This window comes from Streptomyces sp. 378, from assembly GCF_030124145.1.
Classification (GTDB): Bacteria; Actinomycetota; Actinomycetes; order Streptomycetales; family Streptomycetaceae; genus Streptomyces.
In genome coordinates this window covers 98,186-121,524 of the sequence record NZ_JASKMS010000002.1, presented here as the reverse complement: position 1 = coordinate 121,524, position 23,339 = coordinate 98,186, and the positions used below count along the sequence as shown (strand labels likewise).

The window sequence follows — 23,339 nt, the reverse complement described above, 5'->3', positions numbered from 1 at the left end:
GGCATGCCAGGACCCGGCCCGCCGCCACGGCCCGACCCCGGCCCGTGGTCCGGAGCCGCCGCACAGGGGACGGCAGCTCCGGACCACGTTTCCCCGACCTCCGAGAGGGACCCCATGACCACCGGTCTGGACACCGGCACGTACGAGGTGCTGCGCGACCGGCTCACCGCGCAGGCCGCCGAGCTCGCCCGCCGCGCCACGGCGCTCAACGCCCGGCGGATCGAGGAGTTCGGCTCCACCCGGCTGGAGCTGACGAGCACCGAGCGGCTGCGCACCGAGCACACCTGCGTGCCCCGCGACATCGTCTGCGTCGGCGACACGCTGCTCTTCGGCCGCAACGTCTTCCTCGCACTCAAGCCGGAGACGACGGTGGGCGACGTCTTCGCCCTGTACGACCGCGACCTGAACCGGCTGCCCGAGGACGCCGTGCCGGGCCTGCTCGACGACCCGGCCCTGGTCCGGGAGTTCGCCGCCCTCCACCGCTACTACCGGCAGGCTCACCTCCTGCGACTCCGCCGCGTCGACGAGAAGTTGCTGGCCGTCTTCCGGACGGGGGAGAAGGCCGGCGACATCCGCGTGCTGCGCTGGGCGCTGTCCGACGACGGCCGTGCGTCCTTCCTGGACGCGCGTGGCGAGCGCGATCACGTCTTCCCGCCCTCCCACGACTTCGCATGGACGCCGGCGACCCGCGAGCACCACGTCCTCGGGCGCCACCCCCACGTCTCCATCGAGGGCGAGGTCTTCGTCGGGACCGTCGGCGGCACCCTGACCGTCAAGATCGAGAACAACACCGAGACGGACGAGGGGATCTACGCCGAGCCGGTATCCGAGCCGCTGCAGTCCCTCGCTGACGCGGACATCGCGTACGCGCGCGTGGGCGCCCTCATCCTGGTGGACGTCCTCCCCTACAAGGAGGACGTCCACCGCTATCTGGTCTTCAACACGCTCACCAAGAGCGTCGTCCGCCTCGACGGTATAGGGCAGGCGTGCCGTCGGCTGCCCGAGGACCAGGGCATCGTCTTCCCCGGCGGATACTGCCTGGCCACCGGCGGTCACAAGACGTTCGACGGGCTCGACACCGAGGGACTGGAATTCGAGAGCATGGTCCGCTCGCCCAACGGCGAGGACGTCCTCTTCACCTTCCACGCGCGCGTGGACGGCCGCAGTCTGCTGTTGCCGTACAACATGATCCGCAAGGAGGTCGCCAGCCCGCTGTCCTGCCACGGCTGGGCCCACTTCGCCGACGGCACGCTGGTGCTCCTGCGCGTCGACACCGACGAACCGCGGCGCGTTCACCCCGTCCAGCTGTGGAACTCCCCGTACGTCTCCGACACCCACGCCGCTGCCCAGCCGCCAGGCACCGGCCCTTCCCCGAACTCTCAACGTGGTGCGAGCAGGGGAGACCCCATGGCCCGTGTGGGGAACGCCGACCTCGTCCGTGGCATCTCCGACTGCCTGTCCATCACCCGCGCCGTCACCGACACCACCCCGACGAGCGAGGTGTACCAGGCGCTGGCCGCCGCCTGCGTCCGGGCCACCGATGCCCACCACTGGCTGAGCGAGCCCGAACTCGGCGATCTGCACGAGCCGCTCACCCGGGTGCGGACGACCGCCGAACAGGTGCTGGCCGAGTTCGAGACCGTGCAGGCTCTCACCCGCCGGGCCGCCGACGCGCTGGCCGAAGCCGCCGCACGGGTAGCGGCGGTCGTTCGGCGCCTGCGCGGCGAGACCCCGCGCAGCGCCGCCGCCTGGGTGACCGGCCTGACCGAACTGCGCCACGCCCAGGGACACCTGCTCACCCTCAAGGACATGCGGTACGCCGACACCGCCCGCCTCGACGAACTCGCCGCCGACGCCGAGGCCGACCTCGCCGCCTTCGGGCGGCGGGCCGTCACCCACCTCGCCCGCGAGGACGCCTTCGCCGACCAGCGGGCCGCCATCGAGCAGATCGCCGCCGACGCCGAGGCGATCGCCACCGTCGCCGAAGCCGCGCCCGTCGCCGCCCGCCTCGACGAACTGGCCGACGGGCTGCGCACGGTGACCGAGGTCGTCGCCGGCCTCGACATCGGCGACGCCACCGTCCGTACGGCCGTCCTGGAACGGATCGCCGAGGTCCTCGGCGGAGTCAACCGCGCCCGCGCCACGCTCGACGGCAGCCGCCGCGTACTCCTGGACCGAGAGGGGCGGGCCGAGTTCGGCGCCGAGTTCGCCCTGCTCGGTCAGGCCGTCATCGGCGCACTCGCCGCTGCCGACAGCCCAGAGGAGTGCGACGAGCAACTCGCCCGCATGCTGGTGCGGGTGGAGAACCTGGAGTCGAGGTTCGCCGAGTTCGACGACTTCCTCGGCGAGCTGGCCGACAAGCGCGACGAGGTCCACGAGACGTTCTCCGCACACAAGCAGACCCTCGCCGACGCCCGCGCCCGCCGCACCGAGCGCCTGGCCGACTCGGCGAGGCGCGTCCTGCGGACGATCGCCCGCCGCACCGGCACACTCGCCGACGCGGACGCGATCGCCGTGTACTTCACCTCCGACCCGATGCCCGCCAAGGTCCGGCGCATCGCCGACGAACTGCGCGCACTCGGCGACCAGGTCAGGGCGGAGGAAGTGCACGGCCGCCTCAAGGCCGCCCGGCAGGAGGCCCTGCGCGCCCTGCGCGACCGCACCGACCTGTACACCGACGACGGCCGCACCCTCCGCCTGGGCACCCACCACTTCGCCGTCAACACCCAGCCCCTCGACCTCACCCTCGTCCCGCACGGCGACACCCTCGCCTTCACACTCACCGGCACCGACTACCGTTCGCCGGTCACGGACCCCGACTTCGCCGCAACCCGGCCGTACTGGGAGCGTCCGCTGCCGTCCGAATCGCCGGAGGTCTACCGCGCCGAGCACCTCGCCGCCCGTCTCCTGGACGAACACGGCCCGGCCGCGCTCGCGGAGGCCGACCTGCCCGCCGTCGTCCGGCAGGCGGCGGAGGCGGCGTACGACGAGGGCTACCAGCGCGGCGTGCACGACCACGACGCGACCGCGATCCTCGCCGCACTTCTGCCGCTGCACGAGGGCGCCGGCCTGCTCCGCCACGAGCCCGCCGCACGCGCCACCGCCCATCTCTTCTGGGCGCACGCCACCACGGCCGAGGAGCGCGAGAGCTGGACCCGGCGGGCGGTCTCGCTGGCACGCGCCCGGGACACGTTCGGGCTCCCGCCCGCCATCGACGACCTCGTGACCGAACTGGCGGAGGCGACCGGCACACGAGCGGCGGCCGCCTACCTCTTCGAGGAACTGACGAGCGGCCCCGACGGCTTCGTCATCAGCGCCGGCACCCGCACCCTGCTCGACACGTTCCGCCGCGCGGTGGGCACGTCGGCCTACGACGACGACCTCACCGCCCTCACCGACCCGGCCGCACGCAGGCAGCTGGTGGAGGCGTGGCTGACGTCGTACACCACCACGACCGGCACGGAGATCACCCCTGGCGACCTGGCCGAGGCGGTGGCCGCCGAGCTCTGCGCGGGCCTGCCCCGCTACGAGTCCGGCGCCGCACTGACCCGCCGCGTCGAAGGGCTGCTGGGCACCCACCCGCGCATCAGGGGCCGAAGTCTCACGATCCGCGTCGACGAATTCCTCGCCCGAACCGAGGAGTTCCGCACCCGGGAAGTCCCCGCCCACCACGCCTACCAGCGGCGCCGTGCGGCGCTGGTGACCGCCGAACGCACCCGCCTCCGCCTGGACGAGTACCGGCCGACCGTGATGTCCGCGTTCGTGCGCGGCAAGCTGATCGACGAGGTGTACCTGCCGCTGGTCGGCGACAGCCTCGCCAAGCAACTGGGCACCACGGGCGAGACCAAGCGCACCGACACCGGCGGCCTCCTGCTGCTCATCTCCCCGCCCGGCTACGGCAAGACGACGCTCATGGAGTACGTCGCCGACCGCCTCGGCCTGATCCTGGTCAAGGTCAACGGACCCGCGCTCGGCCATGCGGTGACCTCCCTCGACCCGGCACAGGCCCCGAACGCGACCGCCCGCCAGGAGGTCGAGAAGATCAACTTCGCGCTGGAGACGGGCAACAACACGCTGCTGTACCTGGACGACATCCAGCACACCTCGCCCGCACTGCTGCAGAAGTTCATCCCGCTGTGCGACGCCACCCGCCGCATCGAGGGCGTACGGGACGGCGAGCCGCGCACCTACGACCTGCGCGGCAAGCGCTTCGCCGTGTGCATGGCCGGCAACCCCTACACCGAGTCCGGCAGCCGCTTCCGCGTCCCCGACATGCTCGCCAACCGCGCCGACGTGTGGAACCTGGGCGACGTCCTGACCGGCAAGGAGAACGCCTTCGCACACAGCTTCATCGAGAACGCGCTCACCGCCAACCCGGTACTCGCCCCGCTCGCCGGCCGCGACCGCGCAGACCTCGACCTGCTGATCCGCCTGGCCGAGGGCGACCCGACGTCCCACACCGACCGGCTGACCCACCCCTACGCCCCGGCCGAGCTGGAGCGGATCCTGGCAGTCCTGCGCCACCTGCTCGCGGCCCGCGAGACGGTGCTGGCCGTGAACGCCGCCTACATCGCCTCCGCCGGCCGGTCGGACGCCACCCGCACCGAACCGCCCTTCCAGCTCCAGGGCTCGTACCGCAACATGAACAAGATCGCCCAGCGGGTCCAGCCCGTCATGAACGACAGAGAGCTGGCCGCGCTGATCGACGACCACTACACGGCCGAGGCCCAGACCCTCACCACCGGAACCGAGGCGAACCTGCTGAAACTGGCGGAACTGCGCGGCACGTTGACGGACGAACAAGCGCAGCGCTGGGCCGAACTGAAGGCGGTGTACGTCCGCACCCGGACTCTGGGCGGACCGGACGACGACCCCGTCACCCGCGCGGTCGCCACCCTCGGGCTGCTCGCCGACCGGATCGCGGCCGTGGAGACGGCGATCAACCGCGCCGCCGATCCACGCCATCTGAAGGCCAACCCCATTGCCCGCCACGCGGCTCGCCCGGCCTCGAAGCCGCAGGAGGAGTGAGGTGGTACCCGCTCCCGTCGCGCGTCACCGCTCCCGCAGCGGCCCGACGCGGCCACGGCCCGTCACCGGGCGCGTGCGGGTGAGGGCTGCCGGCGGCACTGCTCCTGCGTCCCTTCGCCGTCGGCGGCCCCGCGGAGGCCCGCCCGGTGGGCACCGTACTCGGGCCGGTCGCCGGTTCTGCGCCACCCCACCGGTCGTCCGCGCCACACCGTCGACAACGAAGCTGTGCAGAGAACGGCATCAAGTGAGCGTGAAGATTGCCGGACCCTGGCAGTGTTTTGTCGGCGCCCGCATGTGAACATGCGGTTACCGGAAGGACAGTGAGGAGAGGCGGTGAGTGCGGGTGGCCTGGTTTCTGGCTCTCGGCATCGCAGGAGTCGTACTCCTCGGCCTGTCCCTCGTCTTCGACGGTGTCCTTGAGGGTCTCTTCGACGGCGTCGACGCGCTGGACGGCCTCTTCGAGGGGTGGCTGTCGCTTCCGGTCATCGCCGGGTTCCTGTCCATGCTCGGCTTCTCCGGCGCGATCGCCATGGGCGCCACCGGGCTCGGCGCGGTCGGCGCCACCGCGATCGGAGTGCCTGCCGGGGCCGCCACGGGCTGGCTCGCGTACCGCCTGAGCCGCGCGCTGCTGAACGACCGCTCCGGTGCCGCCCCGCGCGGCGACGATCTGATCGGGGCCGCGGGTTCCGTGGTGACGTCCATTCCGGCCGGCGGCTACGGCGAAGTGCTGGTGTACCGGGCCGGACAGCCGGTGAAGCTCGCGGCGAAGAGCCCGATGCCGGTGTCGCGAGGCGCGGAGGTCTGGGTGGAGGAGGCGCTGTCGCAGACAGCGGTCTCCGTACGCCCGGTCGAACGCTGACCCCGCCTCACAGCAACTCACAGCAGGCGCCGACACACCGGCGCGCTTTCCTCCACATGAACCCACATCGATCTGCCGTCCCCTGGGAGGGCTGAGGGGAAGACATCATGAGTTCAGTCGTCATCGCCGTGTCAGGAGTCGTGGTACTCCTTGTCCTGCTCGGGCTCGTCGTGATCACCCGCTACAAGGTGGCCGGCCCGAGCGAGGCGTTCATCATCACCGGCCGGCGCGGCAAGCAGGCCACCGACCCGGAGACCGGCCGGGTGTTCACCGACAACAGCGGTCAGAAGGTCGTGGTCGGTGGCGGAGTCTTCGTCGTGCCGTTCGTGCAGCAGAAGTTCACCCTCGACCTGTCCAGCCGGCACATCCCGATCGCGGTGCGCGGCGCGGTCACGCTGCGCGGCGTCAAGGCCAACCTCGAAGGCGTCGCCATCGTCAAGGTCGGCGGTACCGAGGACTCGATCCGCGCGGCCGCCCAGCGGTTCCTGATGCAGCAGGACGGCATCGTCGGCTTCACCCAGGAGGTGCTCTCCGGCGCGCTGCGCTCCATCGTGGGCCGGATGTCGGTGGAGGACATCATCCGGGACCGTGCCGCATTCGCCGGGCAGGTCGCGGAGGAGGCCGAGGCGAGTCTGTCCGGGCAGGGCCTGGTCCTCGACGCCTTCCAGATCCAGGACATCACCACCGAGGGTTCCTACCTGGAGGACCTGGGCCGGCCCGAGGCCGCCCGCGCCAAGCAGGAGGCCGACATCGCCGAGGCGGTGGCCCGGCGCGCAGCCGAGCAGGCCCGGCTCAAGGCCGAGGAGGAGATCGCGATCGCCCAGCGGACCCTCGCCCTGAAGACGGCGGAGATCAAGGCCGAGACGGACGAGGCGGCGGCGCGTGCCGCGGCGGCGGGCCCGCTGGCCGAGGCCGCCCGGTCGCAGGAGGTGCTGGCCGAGCAGGAGAAGGTCGCCCAGCGGCAGGCCGCGCTGACCGACCGCGAGCTGGACACCAAGGTCCGCAAGCCCGCCGACGCCGCCCGTTACCAGGCCGAGCAGGAGGCCGAGGCCCGCCGGGTCGCGCAGGTCAAGGAAGCCGAGGCGGACGCGCAGCGGTCCCGGCTGACCGGTGAGGGCGAGAAGGCACACCGCGCCGCGCTCGCCGACGCCGTACGCATCGAGGGTGAGGCGGAGGCGGCCGCGATCGGTGCGAAGGGTTCCGCCGAGGCCGAGGCGATGCGGAAGAAGGCCGACGCGTTCGCCCAGTACGGGGACGCGGCCGTGCTCCAGATGCTCGTCGAGGTGCTGCCGCAGGTCGTTGCCAAGGCATCCGAGCCGCTCAGCGCGATCGACAAGATGACGGTGATCTCGACGGACGGGGCGAGCCAGCTCTCGCGTACGGTCGCCGACAACGTCGCCCAGGGGGTCGAGCTGCTCAGCTCCACCACCGGGGTCGACCTTGCCGAGTTGCTGAAGGGCATCACCCAGCGGACCGGCGCGTCCCAGCCCACGACCACGGTGCCCACCGAGGCCAACGGGAAGGTCGACATCACCGGCTGACGTCGCCCCTGTGCTGACGTACGAGCCCGGGCGGTCCTGACACCGCCCGGGCTTGTGTGCGACTGCGCCCTGCTGGAGTCGCCGCACCGGGGGTGACCGTGCACGTTCTTCCGCCGCCGGGCGGGCTTTCCGTACGGGAGTGTGAGCTGTGTTCCTTTGGATCTGGCTGATCGGCTGGTCGGCATGCGCACTGCCGCTGGCCATCGCCTCGCTGCGGGGCTGGGCGCCGGAGCGAGTCCGACGTCGTACAGGCCCGTGGGGCATCCGCGTCCGGGGAGTCGCCGTGCTGGTGTTCTGGCTCGGCGGGTTGTCAGGCCCGCTGCTGCGGTGGAGCGACCTGGACACCGCGGGCGCCGGTCTCCTCACCTCCGTCGTGCAGGTCGGGCTCTTGATGTTCGTGGCAGGGCTCATGGCCGGCTCGCGGCTGGGCGAGTGGTTCCACCGACAGGTGGTGCGGGACCGGGCGGTCGGCAACGGTAGCGGGCCGTGCTGATCCGCGCCCGCCTGCTGTGGCGAAACCCTCGACGCAGATCGCAGCGGGACGCCGGAGACCTCGGAATGTCACTCCGGCACCGCGTCCTTGCAGCTCTCCGTAACTCTCATCACGTCGAAGACCACCGGGTAATCGATGATCTGCTGGTTCGGTCCCGGCTGCGAGTCGCAGATCTTCCACGCCGACGGGTCGTCCACCGAACGGCTCTGTCCGCTCGCGTCCTTGAAGGCCATGTCGAGTGTGGAGCCCAACTGCTCGTACGCACGCCCGGCGTTGCCGCCGATGACGTCCGGCATGGTGGCCGTGACCGGCTCGGGGTTCGCCGAGCGAGGGGTCTCGGCGGGCCCCGAGCCGGTCGGGGTGCCCGCCGGGGCGTCCGGTACGGCCGCCGCGCCGCAGGAGGTGACCGAGGCCAGAAGCATGGCGGCGAGGGTGGTTCTCACGAGCTTGGTGACGGTCATGGTTCTCCTTGTGTGGCGGCGCACTCTACGACAGGACGTGGCGCTGAGGACGGCGACGTGGGGGGCACGGAGTCGCAGCGCCGCGCCGCTGGAGCGGGCAAGAGGGGCATGCCGAGCGTCGTCTGCGCGTTCGGGCCGTACTCGTCCCGGTTGAGGACCCGTCAAGGGCGGCAGGTTCACGCACCACGAGGGACCGTCTCCGGTGCGGCGGCCTGGACGGGCACGCGTCGGTCATGGCTCGGCGAGGTCATCGGCGGGCGTCTGCGGGGGGCTCCTTGGAGTGCTCGTCGGTGTCCTCGCGTCCTGCGGGGATTCCGGCGAGGTCCTCGACGCGGAACATGCGGGCGATCGGCACGTCGGTCGAGCTGTGCGCGATGATCGAGAAGGCGATGCACACGGCGATGAGTGTGAACGCCGTCCCGCCATGTGGGATCCCGGCCTGCAGCACGAGCAGCCCGTACACCACCGACGCGAAGCCCTTCGGCCCGAACCAGGCCGCGACCAGCTTCTCCCGACGGGTGAAGCGGGTGCCAAGCAGCGACAACAGCAGGGAGGCCGGCCGGATCAGCAGGATGGCCAGGACCACCGCGACGTAGCCGCCGAAGGACAGGTCGCCGAAGAGCTGCGGTGTCAGCAGTGCGCCGAAGACCAGCAGCGCCGCGAACTTGGCCAGCTCCGCCAGCGCCTCCCCGAGCGGCTCGAACGCCTTCTTCGCCTCCGGTGAGCGGGCGGTGAGCACCGCACCCGCGGAAAACGCGGCGAGGTAGGGGTTGGCGTGTGTGAGGTGGCAGGTCGCGTACAGAATCACGCCGATCGCCAGGGGCAGCAACGGCTGCAGCTTGGGCTCGGCGCCCAACAGGCGGAACCGGACGAGTTCGATCACCACGAAGGGGAGTACGAGGCCGAAGACGAGTCCGAGGACCAGCTCCAGCGCGATCTTCCCCGGGGACGCCTCGGCGTGCCCGGAGGTCGGACCGGCCGCGGCGATGAGAATGAGGACCAGCGGCAGAGCGAGCCCGTCGTTGATACCGCTCTCCACGTTCAGCAACTGCCGCAGCTTTGACGGGACTTCCTTGCGCCCGACGATCGCCGAGGCGAACACCGGGTCGGTCGGCGCGAGGACGGCGCCGACCAGGAAGGACGTCGTCCAGTCCAGGCCCACCAGGTAGTGCGTGATCAGCGCCATGCCGACGAACGCCAGCGGCATGCCCAGCGCGAGCGCGCGGGCCGGGTTGCGCCAGTTCTCCCGCAGCTTGGGGAAGGAGACGTGCATGCCGTCGGTGAACAGCACCGCGAACAGCGCCAGATCGGCCGTGACGGACACGATGTCGCTGTCCGGCGTGATGTGGATCAGCCCGAGGAAGCCGTCACTGACGAGCGCCCCGCCGACCAGGAAGAGGAACGAGGTGGACAGGACGGTCCGGGCGGCGAGCCCCGACAGCAGCACCGCGATCAGCAGCGCCACCCCGAAGACCACGACAAGAACCATGACCGAAACCCCCGCTCGACGAAGAGACTTGTCCTCATATCGCCGACCAGGCTTCCCGGCACACCAGTGGGGACCCTACACGTTCCTTGCACTGCGCTGACAGGTACCCGATACACACTCCGGCGCCCTCGGCATTGCCGGAATCCGGCCTGTCCGTGGTCACGAAGGGGCGAGGATCGGCGAGATCCCGTGCTCCTAGGGCCGTCCTCATCAGCCGTCGCCCGTGACGTTGCCGCGGCCGGGGCTGCTCCGCTGGTAGATGTCGGGGATCCCGTCGGCGTCCTCATCCCGCGTCTCTTCCTCCCACAAGCGGCGGTAGATCCCGTTGCGGCGCTTGACCAGCAGCGCCGCAACGGCCGCGGCGATCAGGGAGGCGAGCAGCACAGCGGCCTTGATGCGCTCGGCTGCGGCCGGGTCGGGGAAGGCGAGTTCGCCGATCAGCAGGGCGACGGTGAAACCGATCCCGGCGAGCACCGCGAGGGCGAACACATCGGCCCAGGCCAGGTCGGGGTTGAGGCGGGCCCGGGTGAAGCGCGCGGCGAGGTAGGTGCCCGCGAAGATGCCAAGGGTCTTTCCGGCGACCAGGCCGAGCATCACGCCGAGCGGCTCCGGTTGGGTGAACACCTCGCCCAGCGACCTGGTGGAGACCGCGACGCCAGCGGCGAAGAGAGCGAAGAGGGGTACGGCCACTCCCGCCGAGACCGGGTGCAGCAGGTGGGAGGTCCGCTCGGCGGGGGAGGCGTCCTCGCCCTTGTCGAGGGTGGTGCGCAGGATGAGGCCCATGGCCACCCCGGCGACGGTGGCGTGGACGCCTCCGTTGTACATCAGGGCCCAGATGGTGATGCCGAGCGGTACGTACCACCACCAGCCACGTACGCGGTACCGCTGGAGTATGGAGAAGACGACCAGTCCGGCGACGGCTCCGCCGAGGGCGGGGAAGTTCAGATCACTGGGGAAGAAGACCGCGATGACGAGGATCGCGCCGAGGTCGTCGACGACGGCGAGGGTGAGCAGGAAGGCGCGGAGGGCGGAGGGCAGGTGGGTGCTGAGGACGGCCAGGACCGCGAGGGCGAAGGCGATGTCGGTGGCCATGGGCACGGCCCAGCCCTCCAGGCTGCCTCCGCCGACCTCGGCGGTGGCCGCGTACACGGCAGCCGGCACCAGCATGCCGCACAGCGCTGCGACGACCGGCAGCGCGGCCGTGGCGGGCGTACGCAGCGAGCCCACGACCAGCTCGCGTTTCAGCTCGATACCCGCGACCAGGAAGAAGACGCTGAGCAGACCATCGGCGGTCCAGTGCTGAACCGACAGGTCGAGGCCGAGCGCGCCGATGCCGAAGTGGAAATCGCGGATCTTCTCGTAGGTGCCGCTCCATGGAGTGTTCGCCCACGCCAGCGCCACCACAGCCGCGGCCAGCAGGACCAGTCCGCCGACTGTCTCCGTCCGCAGGGCCTGGGCCACCGCCGCCCGCTCCGGCCACGGCAGAAGGCCGAGGAAGGTGGAACGCTCGCGCGGGGCAGCAGCCATCAGACGGACCTCCGGGGCATCGGCATGAGGGCATGTGCCCCTTCGACGCCGACCAGACTTCCCGGCACACCCAGCGTGCGGCGCCTGCTTCGAGCGGGCCGCTGACGCCTTCCGAACACCCTAACCGCCTGCAACGTGACCACACCAGGCGGCCTCTCATCTGCCGCCATGCACCACGAGAGGGTCCGTCCACAACCAAGGCGCGGGGTGTGCACGGACCCTCCCTCGGCCTTGGGCCGGGAGTCCTCATATGGCTTCGCTCAGGGGCCGGGCCGCAGTCCCTGCGTGGCGCACTTCAGCCGGACGCTCTCGGGTCCGGTGGGCCGGTGGGCTCGGGCGGGGGCGCAGTGCCCGCCGCTTCCCCTTCTGGCCGGTTCGGGTGAGGGCCTGCCGACGGCCAGTGTGCTGTTCCGTGCCACATCAAGCGTGCCAACTTCACTCCTGGGCGCCGAAACGGCGACCGGCCGTCGACTCGGCCCCCTAGGATCATTGCATAATGCAAAATAAGATCGCCAGTCCGTGTGGCCCAGGAGGTCACCTACGTCCGCGGCTCTGCGGGCGGGGCCCATCGGCAGTTTCGAGGCGGACGAACGGTATGGCCCGGCCGGCGTCGCGAAACGACGTCTCGCTGCCGTCGGCGGGCAGGCCCATGAACGCGCAGAGGCGGCGGGCCGTGCGGGGATGCCGGCGGGAGTAGTCCGCCATGATCCGGGCGCCGTCGTCGGGGGAGAGGAAGCGGGCGGTGACCGCGTGATGGCGGTTGCCGACCTGGACCACGGTCTTCGGCTGCGCGCGCAGGTTGCGGTACCAGTCCGAGCCGGGACCGAAGCCGGAGGCGACGGTCCAGCCGGGGGGCACGGCCTCACGTGACACGACCTCGAGGACGACGTGGCGGTCGAGACCCGTCCTGCGCCCGACGTGGTGCAGAAGGAGGAACCGCTTGCCGAGAACCGGCCCGAGCCCGACACGGAAAAGGAAGAGTGGTGCCCGCGCGGCCAGGCGCCGCCAGCCGGTCGGGAGGGGGGATCTGGTCTCGGGGGTCTCTCTGTGGGGCATCGTAGCCTTCCAGGAGTGTCGTCGGAGGTGCCGGTCTTCGACCTCAACCATTGCATAGTCCAAATATGCGGGCGTCGGATGGGGAAGACGGCTCCCGAGGCCGCCCGCCTATGCGCTGCCGCTCGGTGCGGGGTCCACGGTACGGAGGGGCCCGAGCCCTACCGGGTCCACTTCCAGCCTGGCGGCACCTGCTGTACACCGACGGCGTCAGTGACGCCCGGGATGAGCAAGGGCCTCTACCCGCTCGCCGACCGGGCGTTCCTGATCAGCATTCGACGCGCAGCCGGCTCTCGAAGCCTTGCGGGAGGACCTCCTACGGCACACCACAGGACCTCCACACGACGACGCCGCCATACCCCGGCTACCCTTCCATGGTCATGAGAAGGGAAAATCTGTTCGCGACATGTGAGTGAGCAGGTGCTTCGGCGCGATACAAAGGACGTATGCCGCAGCACGAGACCCCAGTGGGGGCGATGGACGATGTCGACGAGGTCACCCGAGCGGTGCTGACCGCGTCCCGGTTGTTGGTGGCCGTCTCCGCCCGCTCGATCGCCGCGGTCGAGGAGAGAGTGACCCTCGCGCAGTTCCGGATGCTCGTCGTGCTCTCCAGCCGCGGGGCGACCAAACTGGTCGCCCTGGCAGACCTGCTCCAGGTGGCACCCTCGACGGCCATGCGCATGGTGGACCGGCTCATCGCCGCCGGGCTCGCCGACCGCCAGACCAACCCCGGCAACCGCCGCGAGACCCTGCTGCAGCTGACCGAGGAGGGGCGGCGCACCGTCGAGGAGGTCACCGCCCGGCGACGTGAGGAGATCGCCGGGATCGTCGCACGGCTCAGGCCGACACAGCGACTGGCGCTCGTCGAGGCGTTGGGCGCCTTCAACGAGGCGGGAGGGGAGCCGCCCGCTCCCGATGCGGACGATCCGGAGCCGCATCCGCTCGGCTGGGGAGCGGACGCGGCAGCGGCCCGCGAGGCGTAAGTCACCCGGCCGCCTTCGCCCCGCGCCGGTCGAAAGCCGCGCTGGTCCAAGGGCGGACCTTTCCGCCCTTCCCGCTCTTCACGGAGTCCGCTGCGTTTTGCATAATGCAAGAAAAATGCGAACGCGGTTCTCCCCACAGGCACGGGAGGTCCGCACAGGGACGGGAAGGGTGAGTGACGCATGCGCTGGTGGCGTCGCTCGCCACGCGAGGTCGAGCCCCAGCTGATGGCGCATGTGCGGGCCACCGTGTGGGGGCCTGCCGAGTTCGTCGGCTTCCCGCCGTGGTGGCTGGTCGCAGAGGGCGTGTTCGTGGCCCTGTCGGCCGTCTTGGGCATCGTCGGCACGTCTGTCCTCGGCGCCTGGACGGGGCGTCCCGAGCTGACCGACGGCGCGGTCGGCCTGGTGTGTGCGCTCGCTCTCGCTGTCCACCTGATCGTGGTGCGGGCGGGCCGGGCGCTGGTGGGCGTCGTCGTCGTGCTCGCGGTGAGCCTGGCGGCGCAGGCGCCGCAGGCCGCCGCCGGCGTCGTCCTGGCGGAACAGGGCCGGGTGCAGTCCGTGGTGGTGACGTCGGTGCGGGACGCCGGGGTGGAGCGGGGAGGCCGTGGCCGCTATCTCTGTTCCGTGGCCGACCGGCGCGGGGTGCCTCTGGCGGTACGAGTCTGGCGCGGATGTGGGCAGGCCACCCGCCCCGGCGACGCCCTTGCCGTCGTCTACGACCCACAGGGACGGGTACCGCCGCGCGGTGTCGGGTCGGGCCTGGGGGCGTTGCGTGCGCTGCTCGGCCTCACCGGGTGGGTGGCCGCTCTCGCTGCGGCAACGGTCGTCGCGGTCGTGCGCTCCTACCGGATGACCGTCCCGTCCACCCGCCGACGGGACGGCCCCTGTTGATCGGGTTTCGGTCGGCACCCCCGCAGGCGGCGTGACGTGGGCGTGGGGGCGTGATCCGCGAGGCGGCGAGTTCGGTGGGGCGACCTCCTGGAAGAGGGGTCGACCCTGTGGGTCGAAAACTTTCCGCAGAAGGTTGATGTGGTCTTTGCCCTGTGCAAAGATGACCGCGTGGAGGCACTGCTGGTGCTTCCTGGAGCGCCGGGAAGCCTGGTCGGCAACTGTTGCCGAGCCGATCCGGAAAGCCGATGCCACCACCTCACCCCGCCCCGCAAGATGACGAGACAGTCGATGCCGCGCCGGTGGGTGGCGACGAGTCGACCTTGCCGCAAGAGCCCCAGGAGACGGCATTGTCGTCGAGACTGTCCGTCCATCGGGAGGTCGGAGAAGGGGCTCCGCCGCGACTGGTGTTGCACCTCACGGGAGATCTCGATGCCGACACCGCGCCGGTACTGCGTGAGGATCTGACCGTAATCGCCGCCCACTCGACCGCACGCTTGCTGGTGCTGAACCTGTCCGGGATCACCTTCTGTGACACCCCAGGGCTCTACACGTTGCTGGCCCTTCGCCAGACCCTGCCCCTGGCTGATGTCGACGTGCTGTTCACCAGCGCCAGCCCGGTGCTCCGATCCGCTGCCGACCGAGCCGGTCTGACCTCCCATCTGGCTCTGGGGGACATCTCCTGACTGCGGCCGTCGCCGGGGCCACGAACGGGTAGCCCCGGCGGTGCACGGTACGGATCAGTTCCTGTCGGCCACCGGTGTGACCCACGGCGACGCACGCGGTCCGCAGGGCCGTGATGAGGGCGGCCGTGCGGACACGGGCGGTGGCGCCCCCCGGCCCGGCCGAAGGGGAGGCCCTCAAGGGCCGCGCACGCCCGGAAGGCATCCGCCCGTCGCCCCTGTCGAACCCCGTGCCTGGGACTGCCGGGGGAGAAGCTACTTCACCGGCAGGAAGTCGCGGGCCGCGATGAACTCCGGTCGCCGCACCGGCGCGGCGAAGGGTTCCACCGCTTGGTTGTCGACGCTGTTGAAGACGATGAAGACGTTGCTGCGCGGGTAGGGAGTGATGTTGTCCCCGGATCCGTGCATGCAGTTGCAGTCGAACCAGGTGGCCGAGCCGGCGGGGCCGGTGAAGAGCTTGATGCCGTGCTCGACGGCCATCTCGGTCAGCCCCGAGGGCGAGGGGGTACCCGCTTCCTGCATCCGCAGCGACCGCTTGTAGTTGTCCTTCGGCGTGGCTCCGGCGCAGCCGAGGAAGGTCCGGTGCGAGCCCGGCATGATCATCAGACTGCCGTTGGTGTCACGGTTCTCGGTCAGCGCGATCGACACCGAGACCGTGCGCATCCGGGGCAGGCCGTCCTCGGCGTGCCAGGTCTCGAAGTCGGAGTGCCAGTAGAAGCCACTGGCCCCGAAGCCCGGCTTGATGTTGACCCGGCTCTGGTGGACGTACACGTCGGAGCCCAGGATCCGCCGAGCGGTGTCCACGACCCTTGGGTCGCGGACGAGTCGGGCGAAGACCTCGCTGATGCGATGGACCTCGAAGACCGAGCGGATCTCCTTGGAGGAGGGTTCGACGATGGCACGCTCGTCGTTGATCACTGCCGGATCGGCGATCAGCCGCTTCAGTTCGTCCCGGTAGGTCAGTACCTCGGTCGGGGTGAGCAACTGGTCCACGGTGAGGAAGCCGTCCCGTTCGAAGCCGCGCAGGTCTTCGGAGGGCTCGCCCCAGAGCACGGGGTCCTGGCGGGGCGTCACCACCTCGGCGGCACCGCGGGTCGGGTAGAGGTCGGTCATGTCAGGGTCCTTCCGTACGCAAGGGGTGGACGCCGTTCTCGTCGTGCACCTCACGGCCGGTGACCGGCGGGTTGAAGACGCCGCCTTCGACGTCCGTCAGCCATCGCACGATCATGGTGTCGTCGTCTCTCGTCAGGCGGTCTGGCGGACGGCCCGGGCGAGAATGCGCAGGCCCTCGTCGAGCTCGTCGGTGGTGATGGTCAGCGCGGGCAGCAGTTTGAGGACCTCGTCCTGCGGGCCCGAGGTCTCGACGAGCAGGCCCAGTTCGAAGGCGCGGGCACATGCCCGGGACGCCCACCCCTTGTCCTCGAACTCCAGGCCCCACACCAGCCCCCGGCCCCGGTGGCGGGCGCCGGTACCCGGGTGCTCGGCGACGATCTCGCGCAGGGCGGCCTCGGTCTGCTCCCCGCGGGCGATCGTCTGCTTCGTCATGCTGTCGCCGTCGGTCCAGTACGTGTCCAGGGCTGCCGTCGCCGTGACGAACGCGGGGTTGTGGCCACGGAAGGTGCCGTTGTGCTCGCCGGGCTCCCAGACGTCGAGTTCGGGCTTGAAGAGGGTCAGGGCCAGGGGCAGGCCGTAGCCGCCGATGGACTTGGACAGGGTGATGATGTCGGGGGTGACGCCGGCCTCCTCGAACGAGAAGAACGTTCCCGTCCGCCCGCAGCCCATCTGGACGTCGTCGACGATCAGCAGCATGTCACGCCGCTCGCACAGGTCCGCCAGAGCGCGAAGCCACTCCGGGCGGGCCACGTTGACACCGCCCTCGCCCTGGACCGTCTCGACGATCACGGCGGCGGGCTGGTTGAGCCCGGATCCCTGGTCCTCCAGCAGCCGTTCGAACCACAGGAAGTCGGGGACACGGCCGTCGAAGTAGTTGTCGAACGGCATCGGGGTGCCGTGCACCAGCGGAATCCCCGCGCCGGCACGCTTCATGGAGTTGCCGGTCACGGCCAGCGAGCCGAGGGACATGCCGTGGAAGGCGTTGGTGAACGAGACGATCGCTTCCCGGCCCTTGACCTTGCGCGCCAGCTTCAGCGCGGCCTCCACGGCATTGGTGCCGGTGGGACCGGGGAACATCACCTTGTGGGCCAGGCCGCGCGGGCGCAGCACGAGATCCTGGAAGCGCTCCAGGAAGGCCCGCTTCGCGGACGTGCTCATGTCCAGGCTGTGGGTGACACCGTCGCGTTCCAGATAGTCCAGCAGGGCGCGTTTGAGCACCGGGTTGTTGTGCCCGTAGTTGAGCGCTCCGGCACCGGAGAAGAAGTCCAGGTAGGCGCGACCGTCCTCGTCGTGCATCCGGCTGCCCTGGGCCCGATCGAACACGACGGGCCAACCGCGGCAGTAGCTACGGACCTCGGACTCCAGCGTCTCGAAGACGGACAGGGAAGGCTGGGTGACAGTCACTGCGGTACGTCCTTCGGGGAGTTGGGCCGGGTCGGCGGGTCGTTGCGGTACAGGACCTCGGGCTCATGTCCGAGACCCTTGGGGAACAGGTCCTCGTCGAATGCCACCTGCCGCACGACCGAGGTCTGCGGGTGCTCGGGCGGTAGGTATCCGGTGATGGATCCGGGGGTGCGGCCATGTCCGTCACGCGCCACGACGGAGGTGCCGGAGAAGTCGCGGCGCCACAGCAGATAGGGGGACGAGGAGTCGAGGTCGTGCACCCCCGTATCACCAGCGATGCGCCACATCGCGGCACCGTCAGCAGTATCGGGAGAGCCGAGCGTCGATACCTGGCAGGACCAATCCGTTTCCTTGCTGACTTTCATGAGTGACAAACCTAGATGGAGAAGTTGAAATGCGCAGCGCATGAATCTCTCACAACACTCTTATCCCCGATGTCAGGTGGCGGCCGGGAACCAGCCAAAGAGGGGCATAGCGGGGCGGCATTTCGGGCATCGCTGTGGCGCGTTACGCTGCGATAACGATCCGGCAATCCGCTCGTTTAACGCACTCCTTATGGGGAACGGAAAGGGTCGGGATCATGTTCTCGTGCGGCCGAGAATGGGTGCGCGCTGCATGACTCCGGCAGGAAGTCCACCGGGGCCGTGTGGCCGTTCATATAGGGGCGGCCGAGTGCTCGGCGAACCGTCCTGAGGAATTCATGGGTCCGCTTTCGTCCCGGATCTCCGAGGAGCTCCTCGGGTGGGCCGGACTCGATGACGCGACCCGGTCGAGCCTCATGACCTCGTCCGATACCTCCCGTGCGGACCGCGTCTCGCGGGTGGCGGACCGCATCGCTAGGTCGATGCCCGCGGCGATGTCACGTGGCGGGCCCCGCATTCCTGCGGGTGTTAAGGCGCGTGACCGCTCGACATGGAGGAACGGTATTTCAGCCCTCAGGTGGGTCTGGTAAAGGTTCTTTCCCTCGGTGGCACGAGTTCCCTGCCGTGCGGAATCCCGAATTTGTTTGACCACGTTTTCGAGCGGCGACAATGCATCTCGATTCCGAGCCCCGGAAATGTGAGAACCAATGCACGAGAGACACGAGAGTTTCCGGCTGCGAGCACACCCCTGTCCGTCGGGTCAGTGGCCAAGTCTTCTCTGACCGCAGTCGACAGGCACCCGGCTTTGTGGAGATCGCCTCATGAAGGGTCTGCACCCCCGGAGGGGGCGCCGCCGCCCTCCGGACGGGAACCCTCTGAGGGGCGCGTTGCCGGTATGCGTCACGCGGTGGACCTCTCCGGACGTTCGTTCGCGGTCGGCCCTCAAGACGCTCGGGCCGGGCCCTCAGCCCGGGGCCATATTGAGCCTATGCAAGCTTTGCTCTGCGGAACCATTCCATGTCCTTCACCGTTATGGAATCGAAGCCGAAGCCGAAGCCGAAGCCGAAGCCGACGGCCGGGAGTCGCCCCTTACGTACGTCGTGGAGCCCTTGAGCCGACGCCGGCCGGGCGCGCCGTCAGGCGGTCGCCGCCTGTGCCTGCACCGCGCGCAGGGCGCTCTGGTGACTGAGCCAGCCGACAGGTTCGCCGTGCGCGCGGTCGAGCACCGGAACCCCGGTGCCCGCCGCCGACAGCAGGGCGTGCAGCGCCTGTGCGAGGGGCTGGTCCGCGACGACGGCTGCCGGTGGTTCGGCGAGCTGCCCGACCCGTGCGGGCGGGGCCTGCGGTTGCTCGGCCAGGGCCTCGGCAACGGCCTGGGCGGTCACCACTCCGACGTAGGCTCCGGCCTCGTCCACCACCGGTAGCGCGCCGTGGCCGGACAGGCTCAACAGGTGCGCGGCGTCGGGGAGTGACGCGGATGACGGCAGGGGTGAAGGAAGGGGCTCCATGACGGTGCCGACCTGCTGGGAGCCGATGCGCGCCCCGGGCGCCGGGCCGTCGAGATCGATACCGCGCCGGCGCAGCTTCAGCGTGTACACCGTCTCGTGCGACAGCAGGCGGCTGGTGGCGGTGGCGAGCACGATCGCCAGCATCAGCGGCAGGATGATCGAGTACGCGCCGGTCAGCTCGAAGAGGATCACCACGGCGGTGATCGGCGCACGGGCGGCGCCGGCGAAGACGGCGCCCATACCGACCAGCGCGTACGCGCCCACCGCCCCGGCCGTCCCGGGCAACAGATCATGTGCGCCGATGCCGTACGCGGCGCCCAGCATCGCCCCGATGAACAGGCTGGGTGCGAAGACCCCACCGGAACCCCCGATGCCGATGGTCAGGCTCGTCGCCAGCATCTTGCCCGCCAGCAGCACCAGCAGGAACCCGACGGCATAACCGCCGCCTGTGGCCTTCTCCAGCACCGGGTAGCCGACGCCGTACATCTCCGGCAAGGCGAGCAGCACCAGGCCGAGCAGCAGCCCGCCGACCGCCGGACGCAGCCACTCCGGACCGCGCCAGAGCCAGTCGCAGGCGTCCTCGACCGCGTACAGGAACCGGGCGAAACCCACCCCGATCACGGCGGCGACGATGCCCAGCAGGGCGAACAGTCCGTACTGGACGAGGTGGTCGACGTGGAAGTCGGGCAGGCTCAGGAAGGCCACGTCCCCGAAGGCCGCCCTGCCGATCACGCTTGCCGTCACGCTGGCCAGCACCGTCGCGCCGAAAGCCTCCGTGCTGAAGGTGCCCGTGATCAGCTCCATGGCGAAGAAGACGCCGGCCAGCGGGGCGTTGAAGGTGGCGGCGATGCCGCCCGCCGCGCCGCAGGCCACCAGAAGCTTCATCCGGCCCTCGGTCACCTTCGTCACCCGGCCCAGCGTCGAGCCGAGCGCCGAGCCGATCTGCACGATCGGCCCCTCACGGCCCACCGAGCCGCCCGATCCGATGGTCAGGGCGGAGGCGAGCGTCTTGACGACGGCGACCTTGGGGCTGATCCGGCCTCCGCGCTGGGCGACGGCCAGCATCACCTCGGGCACGCCGTGCCCCCGTGCCTCCTTGGCGAACCGGTGCACCAGCGGTCCGTACAACAGGCCGCCGAGGACGGGGACGAGGAGCACGAAGTACGGACCCAGCCACGGCACATACGGATTCCCGGAGCCGGGAGAGGCCGCGTAGTCGGCATGGCCGGAGAACAGGCGTGTGAAGGTCTCGATGCACCAGCGGAAGACGACCGAGCCCCCGCCGGCCCCGGCGCCGACGACCACGGCGAGGACCATCAGGGCCCAGGGCGCGGAGCCCAGACCACCCAGGGGGCGCGGGGGTCGGGGACCGCTCGGCGCGGTCCCGGTCCATCGCTTCGTGGGCTGGTGGTCTGTGACCGCCTGACTGATGCGCATTGCTGCCCCTTCCGTACCTTTGCATTATGCAAAAGCTGTCAAGGGGCTTGATCACCGCCTGCTTCGTGCGGCCCGGGAGAACGGTCAGGACGGCCGCTGCGGAAACGGCTCGGTGACTAACGTGCGCCCACGTCTGCCTCCGGACACGTCGTCGGCCGGCCGCTGGTCCGATGCCCGGGAGTCGTGCCCGAGCGTGGTCGGCGCGGCTCTGACGGGGGCGGCGAGCGCCGCTGAGCGAGTACGGCCGCGGCCGGAGCCAGCCCTTGCGGGGGGCCCGGGTTCTTGTCTGTGCGGTGTGGATTGCTGTTGAGCACCGCGGTGATGAAGAGGCCCAGGAAGGCGATGATCACGAACACGGTGATGGCGACCAGCCACCGACTGTGCCGCTCGTCCTCTTCCTCTTGGCTGTCGGTTCCCTCCTGGCTGTCGGTCTCCTGCTTGCTGCCGGTTTCCTTCTGGCTGTCGGTGGTCCTGTTGCGGGGCTCGTCGGGGAACTGCTGGTTGAGGGCGTCCATGAGGGCGGCCAGCGAGGGATCGTCCTGCGCGAGGCGCCGTTCGAGCTGCGCGATGATGCGTCCGTCGTTCATTTCCGGGTTCATGCTCGTCACCTCGGCCCTTGTGTGACGGGGTCGGCACCGGACGGCTCCTTCGGCTGTCGGAGCATGTCCATGAGGCGGAAGATCTCCATCGGCAGCGGGAAGATCAGGGTGGAGTTCCGTTCGGCGGAGATCTTCCGCCATGGTGGACAGGATTCGCAGGTGGAGGGCCGCGGGGTGGCCTTCGAGGCGGTCGGCCGCGTCCGCGAGGGCTTCGGCGGCCTCGTACTCGCCTTTCGCGTGGATGACCTTGGCGCGCCGGTCGCGTTGGGCTTCGGCCTGGCGGGCCATGGCACGGCGCATGGCCTCGGGCAGTCATGGCCGGGGCGGCCAGGAGGCAGGCAAGGGCTGTCCGGAGGATCCCGACGACCCTCCGGACCAAAGGCGCTGAGCGGAATCGGGGCATACCGCGGGGCCCCCTTGTCGCTGACACCCGTCCTGACCGGTCGCGTCCCCTGCCATGGACGCTTGTCGAGTGGATACCCCCGCGGTGTGGCCGAACGCGTTGTCGCGCATGTGCAACGGTGGCCGTTTCGGGCCGGTGCAGGTTGCCGACCTCCGGCAACGTGTACGGAGTCGACAGGGCTCTCACCCCCGGCGATCCGCACCCTGGTGGCCCGCATGCCCGTTCGTCGCCGAGAACAACAAGTCGGCCGCACAGAAGCCGCCCGGCAACACCCCTTCACGTCATCCGAGCTGTCCCTTCCTTCCCGGCAGCGGCAAAATGCAAGGAGATCCGCGGAAGCGGGGCCGAACGAGGTGAACGCGAGATGACCACCACCAGCCACCCCCGCACCAAGGGCAAGGGGAACGGACAGCCGCACGAGGGGAACGGACAGCCGCACGAGGAGGTGCTGGCCCGGGCCCTGGTGCGGTTCGGCGAGCTGAACGCCGAGGAGCGGTCCCGTCTGCGCCGGGAAGCGGAGCACGCCGCTGACGACGGCACCCCGCTGCGCCGACTCATCGAGACGTACCTGGACGCCTTGTGGCGTGGTCACTCGGCGGCGGCCGAGAGACCACCCCGCGCCGCCGCGGCGATCCCCGCGGACGCTCTGCGGGCCGTCCGCGACGTCGTGGTCATCCTCACCGAGGCGTACGAGGCCACGCACAGGTCGGCGATCAGGCGGGAGGAGGAGATACGCCACGCCTTCCTCGACGAGTTGCTCCGCGGCGCGGGCGATCTCGGCCGTATGGCGGAACTGGCCCAGGAGGTCGGCTTCCGGCTCGCTGGACCGCATCGCGTCGCCGTGGCGCGGGCCGAACCCGGCTTCACGGCCGCGGACCGCGCCGTCCGTTACGTCGAGGAAGCCATGTGCCCGGGTCGCGACGGGTGCGAGAGTCTGGTCGCGGCGAAGGACGGCGAACTGATCTGCGTCTCCTCGGGAAGCGGAACGGCCGTCATCGAGCGCTTCGCCGAACACGTCCGGCGTTCGGCGGCCCGGCACCCCCGGACCGCTGTCAGCCGTCCCCGGCCAGGGGCGAACGGCGTGGCGCGTTCCTACCGCGAAGCGCACGAGACCTTCGACCTCGCCGACCGCCTCGGCGCTCACCATCCCGTGATCCACGCGTCAGACCTCTTGGTGTTCCAGGTGCTGGGCCGGGACCGCGCGGCCATCACCGACCTCGTGGACACAGTGCTCGGCGGCCTCCAGGAAGCCCGCGGCGGCCCGGGGCCGCTGCTGCGTACCTTGACCACCTACTTCGACAGTGGCTGCGCCAACACCGTCACCGCCCGACGACTGGGACTCAGCGTTCGTGCGGTGACCTACCGGCTTGCCCGGGTGCACACGCTGACGGGGTACGACCCCGACGTTCCCGACCAGCGCTACGCCCTGCAGACCGCCACTCTCGGAGCGCGCCTGCTCAACTGGCCCACGGTCCCGCTGCAGCCGGCCGACTGAGGCGCAGGATCCCGGG

Annotated in this window: 18 protein-coding genes; 8 read left to right on the top strand and 10 right to left on the bottom strand. The window is 70.4% G+C overall.

Annotated features, from left to right (window positions below):
* Positions 1–114: 114 nt before the first annotated feature.
* The 4 genes from QNO09_RS03410 to QNO09_RS03395 all read left to right on the top strand — a co-directional run bounded on the left by QNO09_RS03410 (position 115) and on the right by QNO09_RS03395 (position 7,921).
* Entirely contained in the window at positions 115–5,028 is a 4,914-nt protein-coding gene (locus tag QNO09_RS03410) for a DNA repair ATPase (RefSeq protein ID WP_283968509.1), read from the top strand.
* Between the two features lie 343 nt (positions 5,029–5,371).
* Positions 5,372–5,887, top strand: a complete 516-nt coding sequence (locus tag QNO09_RS03405; RefSeq protein ID WP_283968508.1) for an NfeD C-terminal domain-containing protein — start codon at positions 5,372–5,374, stop codon at positions 5,885–5,887.
* Between the two features lie 107 nt (positions 5,888–5,994).
* The gene (locus tag QNO09_RS03400; protein ID WP_283968507.1) at positions 5,995–7,428 is read left to right on the top strand and encodes a flotillin family protein; all 1,434 of its coding nucleotides are present in this window, start codon (positions 5,995–5,997) and stop codon (positions 7,426–7,428) included.
* Between the two features lie 148 nt (positions 7,429–7,576).
* Positions 7,577–7,921 (top strand): hypothetical protein, encoded by a 345-nt coding sequence (locus tag QNO09_RS03395; protein WP_283968506.1) that lies wholly within the window; start codon positions 7,577–7,579, stop codon positions 7,919–7,921.
* Positions 7,922–7,989: 68 nt separating this feature from the next.
* On the opposite strand, the gene QNO09_RS03390 is transcribed toward QNO09_RS03395, so the two are convergent.
* The 4 genes from QNO09_RS03390 to QNO09_RS03375 form a co-directional block, all read right to left on the bottom strand.
* Positions 7,990–8,382, bottom strand: a complete 393-nt coding sequence (locus tag QNO09_RS03390) for a hypothetical protein (protein WP_283968505.1) — start codon at positions 8,380–8,382, stop codon at positions 7,990–7,992.
* A gap of 247 nt (positions 8,383–8,629) precedes the next feature.
* Positions 8,630–9,871, bottom strand: a complete 1,242-nt coding sequence (locus QNO09_RS03385) for a cation:proton antiporter (RefSeq protein ID WP_283968504.1) — start codon at positions 9,869–9,871, stop codon at positions 8,630–8,632.
* 210 nt (positions 9,872–10,081) lie between these two features.
* Positions 10,082–11,398: a Na+/H+ antiporter NhaA gene (gene nhaA / locus QNO09_RS03380; protein ID WP_283968503.1), complete on the bottom strand. Its 1,317-nt coding sequence runs from the start codon at positions 11,396–11,398 to the stop codon at positions 10,082–10,084.
* 534 nt (positions 11,399–11,932) lie between these two features.
* The gene (locus tag QNO09_RS03375) at positions 11,933–12,454 is read right to left on the bottom strand and encodes a nitroreductase family deazaflavin-dependent oxidoreductase (RefSeq protein ID WP_283968502.1); all 522 of its coding nucleotides are present in this window, start codon (positions 12,452–12,454) and stop codon (positions 11,933–11,935) included.
* Positions 12,455–12,897: 443 nt separating this feature from the next.
* On the opposite strand from QNO09_RS03375, the gene QNO09_RS03370 reads away from it, so the two are divergent.
* From QNO09_RS03370 to QNO09_RS03360, 3 genes are all read left to right on the top strand, one after another.
* The gene (locus tag QNO09_RS03370; RefSeq protein WP_283968501.1) at positions 12,898–13,434 is read left to right on the top strand and encodes a MarR family winged helix-turn-helix transcriptional regulator; all 537 of its coding nucleotides are present in this window, start codon (positions 12,898–12,900) and stop codon (positions 13,432–13,434) included.
* A 180-nt stretch (positions 13,435–13,614) separates the two neighbouring features.
* Positions 13,615–14,322, top strand: a complete 708-nt coding sequence (locus QNO09_RS03365) for a hypothetical protein (protein ID WP_283968500.1) — start codon at positions 13,615–13,617, stop codon at positions 14,320–14,322.
* Between the two features lie 299 nt (positions 14,323–14,621).
* Complete coding sequence (locus QNO09_RS03360) at positions 14,622–15,005, top strand: STAS domain-containing protein (protein ID WP_283968499.1); 384 nt, start codon at positions 14,622–14,624, stop codon at positions 15,003–15,005.
* A gap of 252 nt (positions 15,006–15,257) precedes the next feature.
* Here the strand turns inward: QNO09_RS03360 and thpD are convergent, their stop codons facing one another.
* From thpD to QNO09_RS03330, 6 genes are all read right to left on the bottom strand, one after another.
* Complete coding sequence (gene thpD / locus QNO09_RS03355) at positions 15,258–16,115, bottom strand: ectoine hydroxylase (protein WP_283968498.1); 858 nt, start codon at positions 16,113–16,115, stop codon at positions 15,258–15,260.
* Position 16,116: 1 nt separating this feature from the next.
* Positions 16,117–16,230, bottom strand: coding sequence for an ectoine synthase (locus QNO09_RS03350; RefSeq protein ID WP_502962236.1), 114 nt, complete (start codon positions 16,228–16,230; stop codon positions 16,117–16,119).
* 17 nt (positions 16,231–16,247) lie between these two features.
* Positions 16,248–17,519 carry a diaminobutyrate--2-oxoglutarate transaminase gene (gene ectB / locus QNO09_RS03345; protein WP_283968497.1) on the bottom strand — a complete coding sequence of 424 codons (1,272 nt, stop codon included), beginning with the start codon at positions 17,517–17,519 and terminating at the stop codon, positions 16,248–16,250.
* Positions 17,516–17,806: a GNAT family protein gene (locus QNO09_RS03340; protein WP_283968496.1), complete on the bottom strand. Its 291-nt coding sequence runs from the start codon at positions 17,804–17,806 to the stop codon at positions 17,516–17,518. Before QNO09_RS03340 ends, ectB begins: the two co-directional genes overlap by 4 nt.
* Positions 17,807–19,017: 1,211 nt before the next feature.
* Complete coding sequence (locus QNO09_RS03335; protein ID WP_283968835.1) at positions 19,018–20,706, bottom strand: chloride channel protein; 1,689 nt, start codon at positions 20,704–20,706, stop codon at positions 19,018–19,020.
* A gap of 236 nt (positions 20,707–20,942) precedes the next feature.
* Positions 20,943–21,425: a DUF3040 domain-containing protein gene (locus QNO09_RS03330; RefSeq protein WP_283968495.1), complete on the bottom strand. Its 483-nt coding sequence runs from the start codon at positions 21,423–21,425 to the stop codon at positions 20,943–20,945.
* Positions 21,426–22,192: 767 nt separating this feature from the next.
* Here QNO09_RS03330 and QNO09_RS03325 point away from each other — a divergent pair.
* Complete coding sequence (locus QNO09_RS03325; RefSeq protein ID WP_283968494.1) at positions 22,193–23,323, top strand: PucR family transcriptional regulator; 1,131 nt, start codon at positions 22,193–22,195, stop codon at positions 23,321–23,323.
* Positions 23,324–23,339 lie beyond the last annotated feature (16 nt).

Bases quoted from the DNA above. Each gene is read 5' to 3' on its own strand.
- QNO09_RS03410 (WP_283968509.1), top strand. From the start codon at position 115: ATGACCACCGGTCTGGACACCGGCACGTACGAGGTGCTGCGCGACCGG.
- QNO09_RS03400 (WP_283968507.1), top strand. From the start codon at position 5,995: ATGAGTTCAGTCGTCATCGCCGTGTCAGGAGTCGTGGTACTCCTTGTC.
- QNO09_RS03390 (WP_283968505.1), bottom strand. From the start codon at position 8,382: ATGACCGTCACCAAGCTCGTGAGAACCACCCTCGCCGCCATGCTTCTG.
- QNO09_RS03385 (WP_283968504.1), bottom strand. From the start codon at position 9,871: ATGGTTCTTGTCGTGGTCTTCGGGGTGGCGCTGCTGATCGCGGTGCTG.
- nhaA (WP_283968503.1), bottom strand. From the start codon at position 11,398: ATGGCTGCTGCCCCGCGCGAGCGTTCCACCTTCCTCGGCCTTCTGCCG.
- QNO09_RS03375 (WP_283968502.1), bottom strand. From the start codon at position 12,454: ATGCCCCACAGAGAGACCCCCGAGACCAGATCCCCCCTCCCGACCGGC.
- QNO09_RS03370 (WP_283968501.1), top strand. From the start codon at position 12,898: ATGCCGCAGCACGAGACCCCAGTGGGGGCGATGGACGATGTCGACGAG.
- QNO09_RS03365 (WP_283968500.1), top strand. From the start codon at position 13,615: ATGCGCTGGTGGCGTCGCTCGCCACGCGAGGTCGAGCCCCAGCTGATG.
- thpD (WP_283968498.1), bottom strand. From the start codon at position 16,115: ATGACCGACCTCTACCCGACCCGCGGTGCCGCCGAGGTGGTGACGCCC.
- QNO09_RS03350 (WP_502962236.1), bottom strand. From the start codon at position 16,230: ATGATCGTGCGATGGCTGACGGACGTCGAAGGCGGCGTCTTCAACCCG.
- QNO09_RS03340 (WP_283968496.1), bottom strand. From the start codon at position 17,806: ATGTGGCGCATCGCTGGTGATACGGGGGTGCACGACCTCGACTCCTCG.
- QNO09_RS03335 (WP_283968835.1), bottom strand. From the start codon at position 20,706: ATGGTCCTCGCCGTGGTCGTCGGCGCCGGGGCCGGCGGGGGCTCGGTC.
- QNO09_RS03330 (WP_283968495.1), bottom strand. From the start codon at position 21,425: ATGAACCCGGAAATGAACGACGGACGCATCATCGCGCAGCTCGAACGG.
- QNO09_RS03325 (WP_283968494.1), top strand. From the start codon at position 22,193: ATGACCACCACCAGCCACCCCCGCACCAAGGGCAAGGGGAACGGACAG.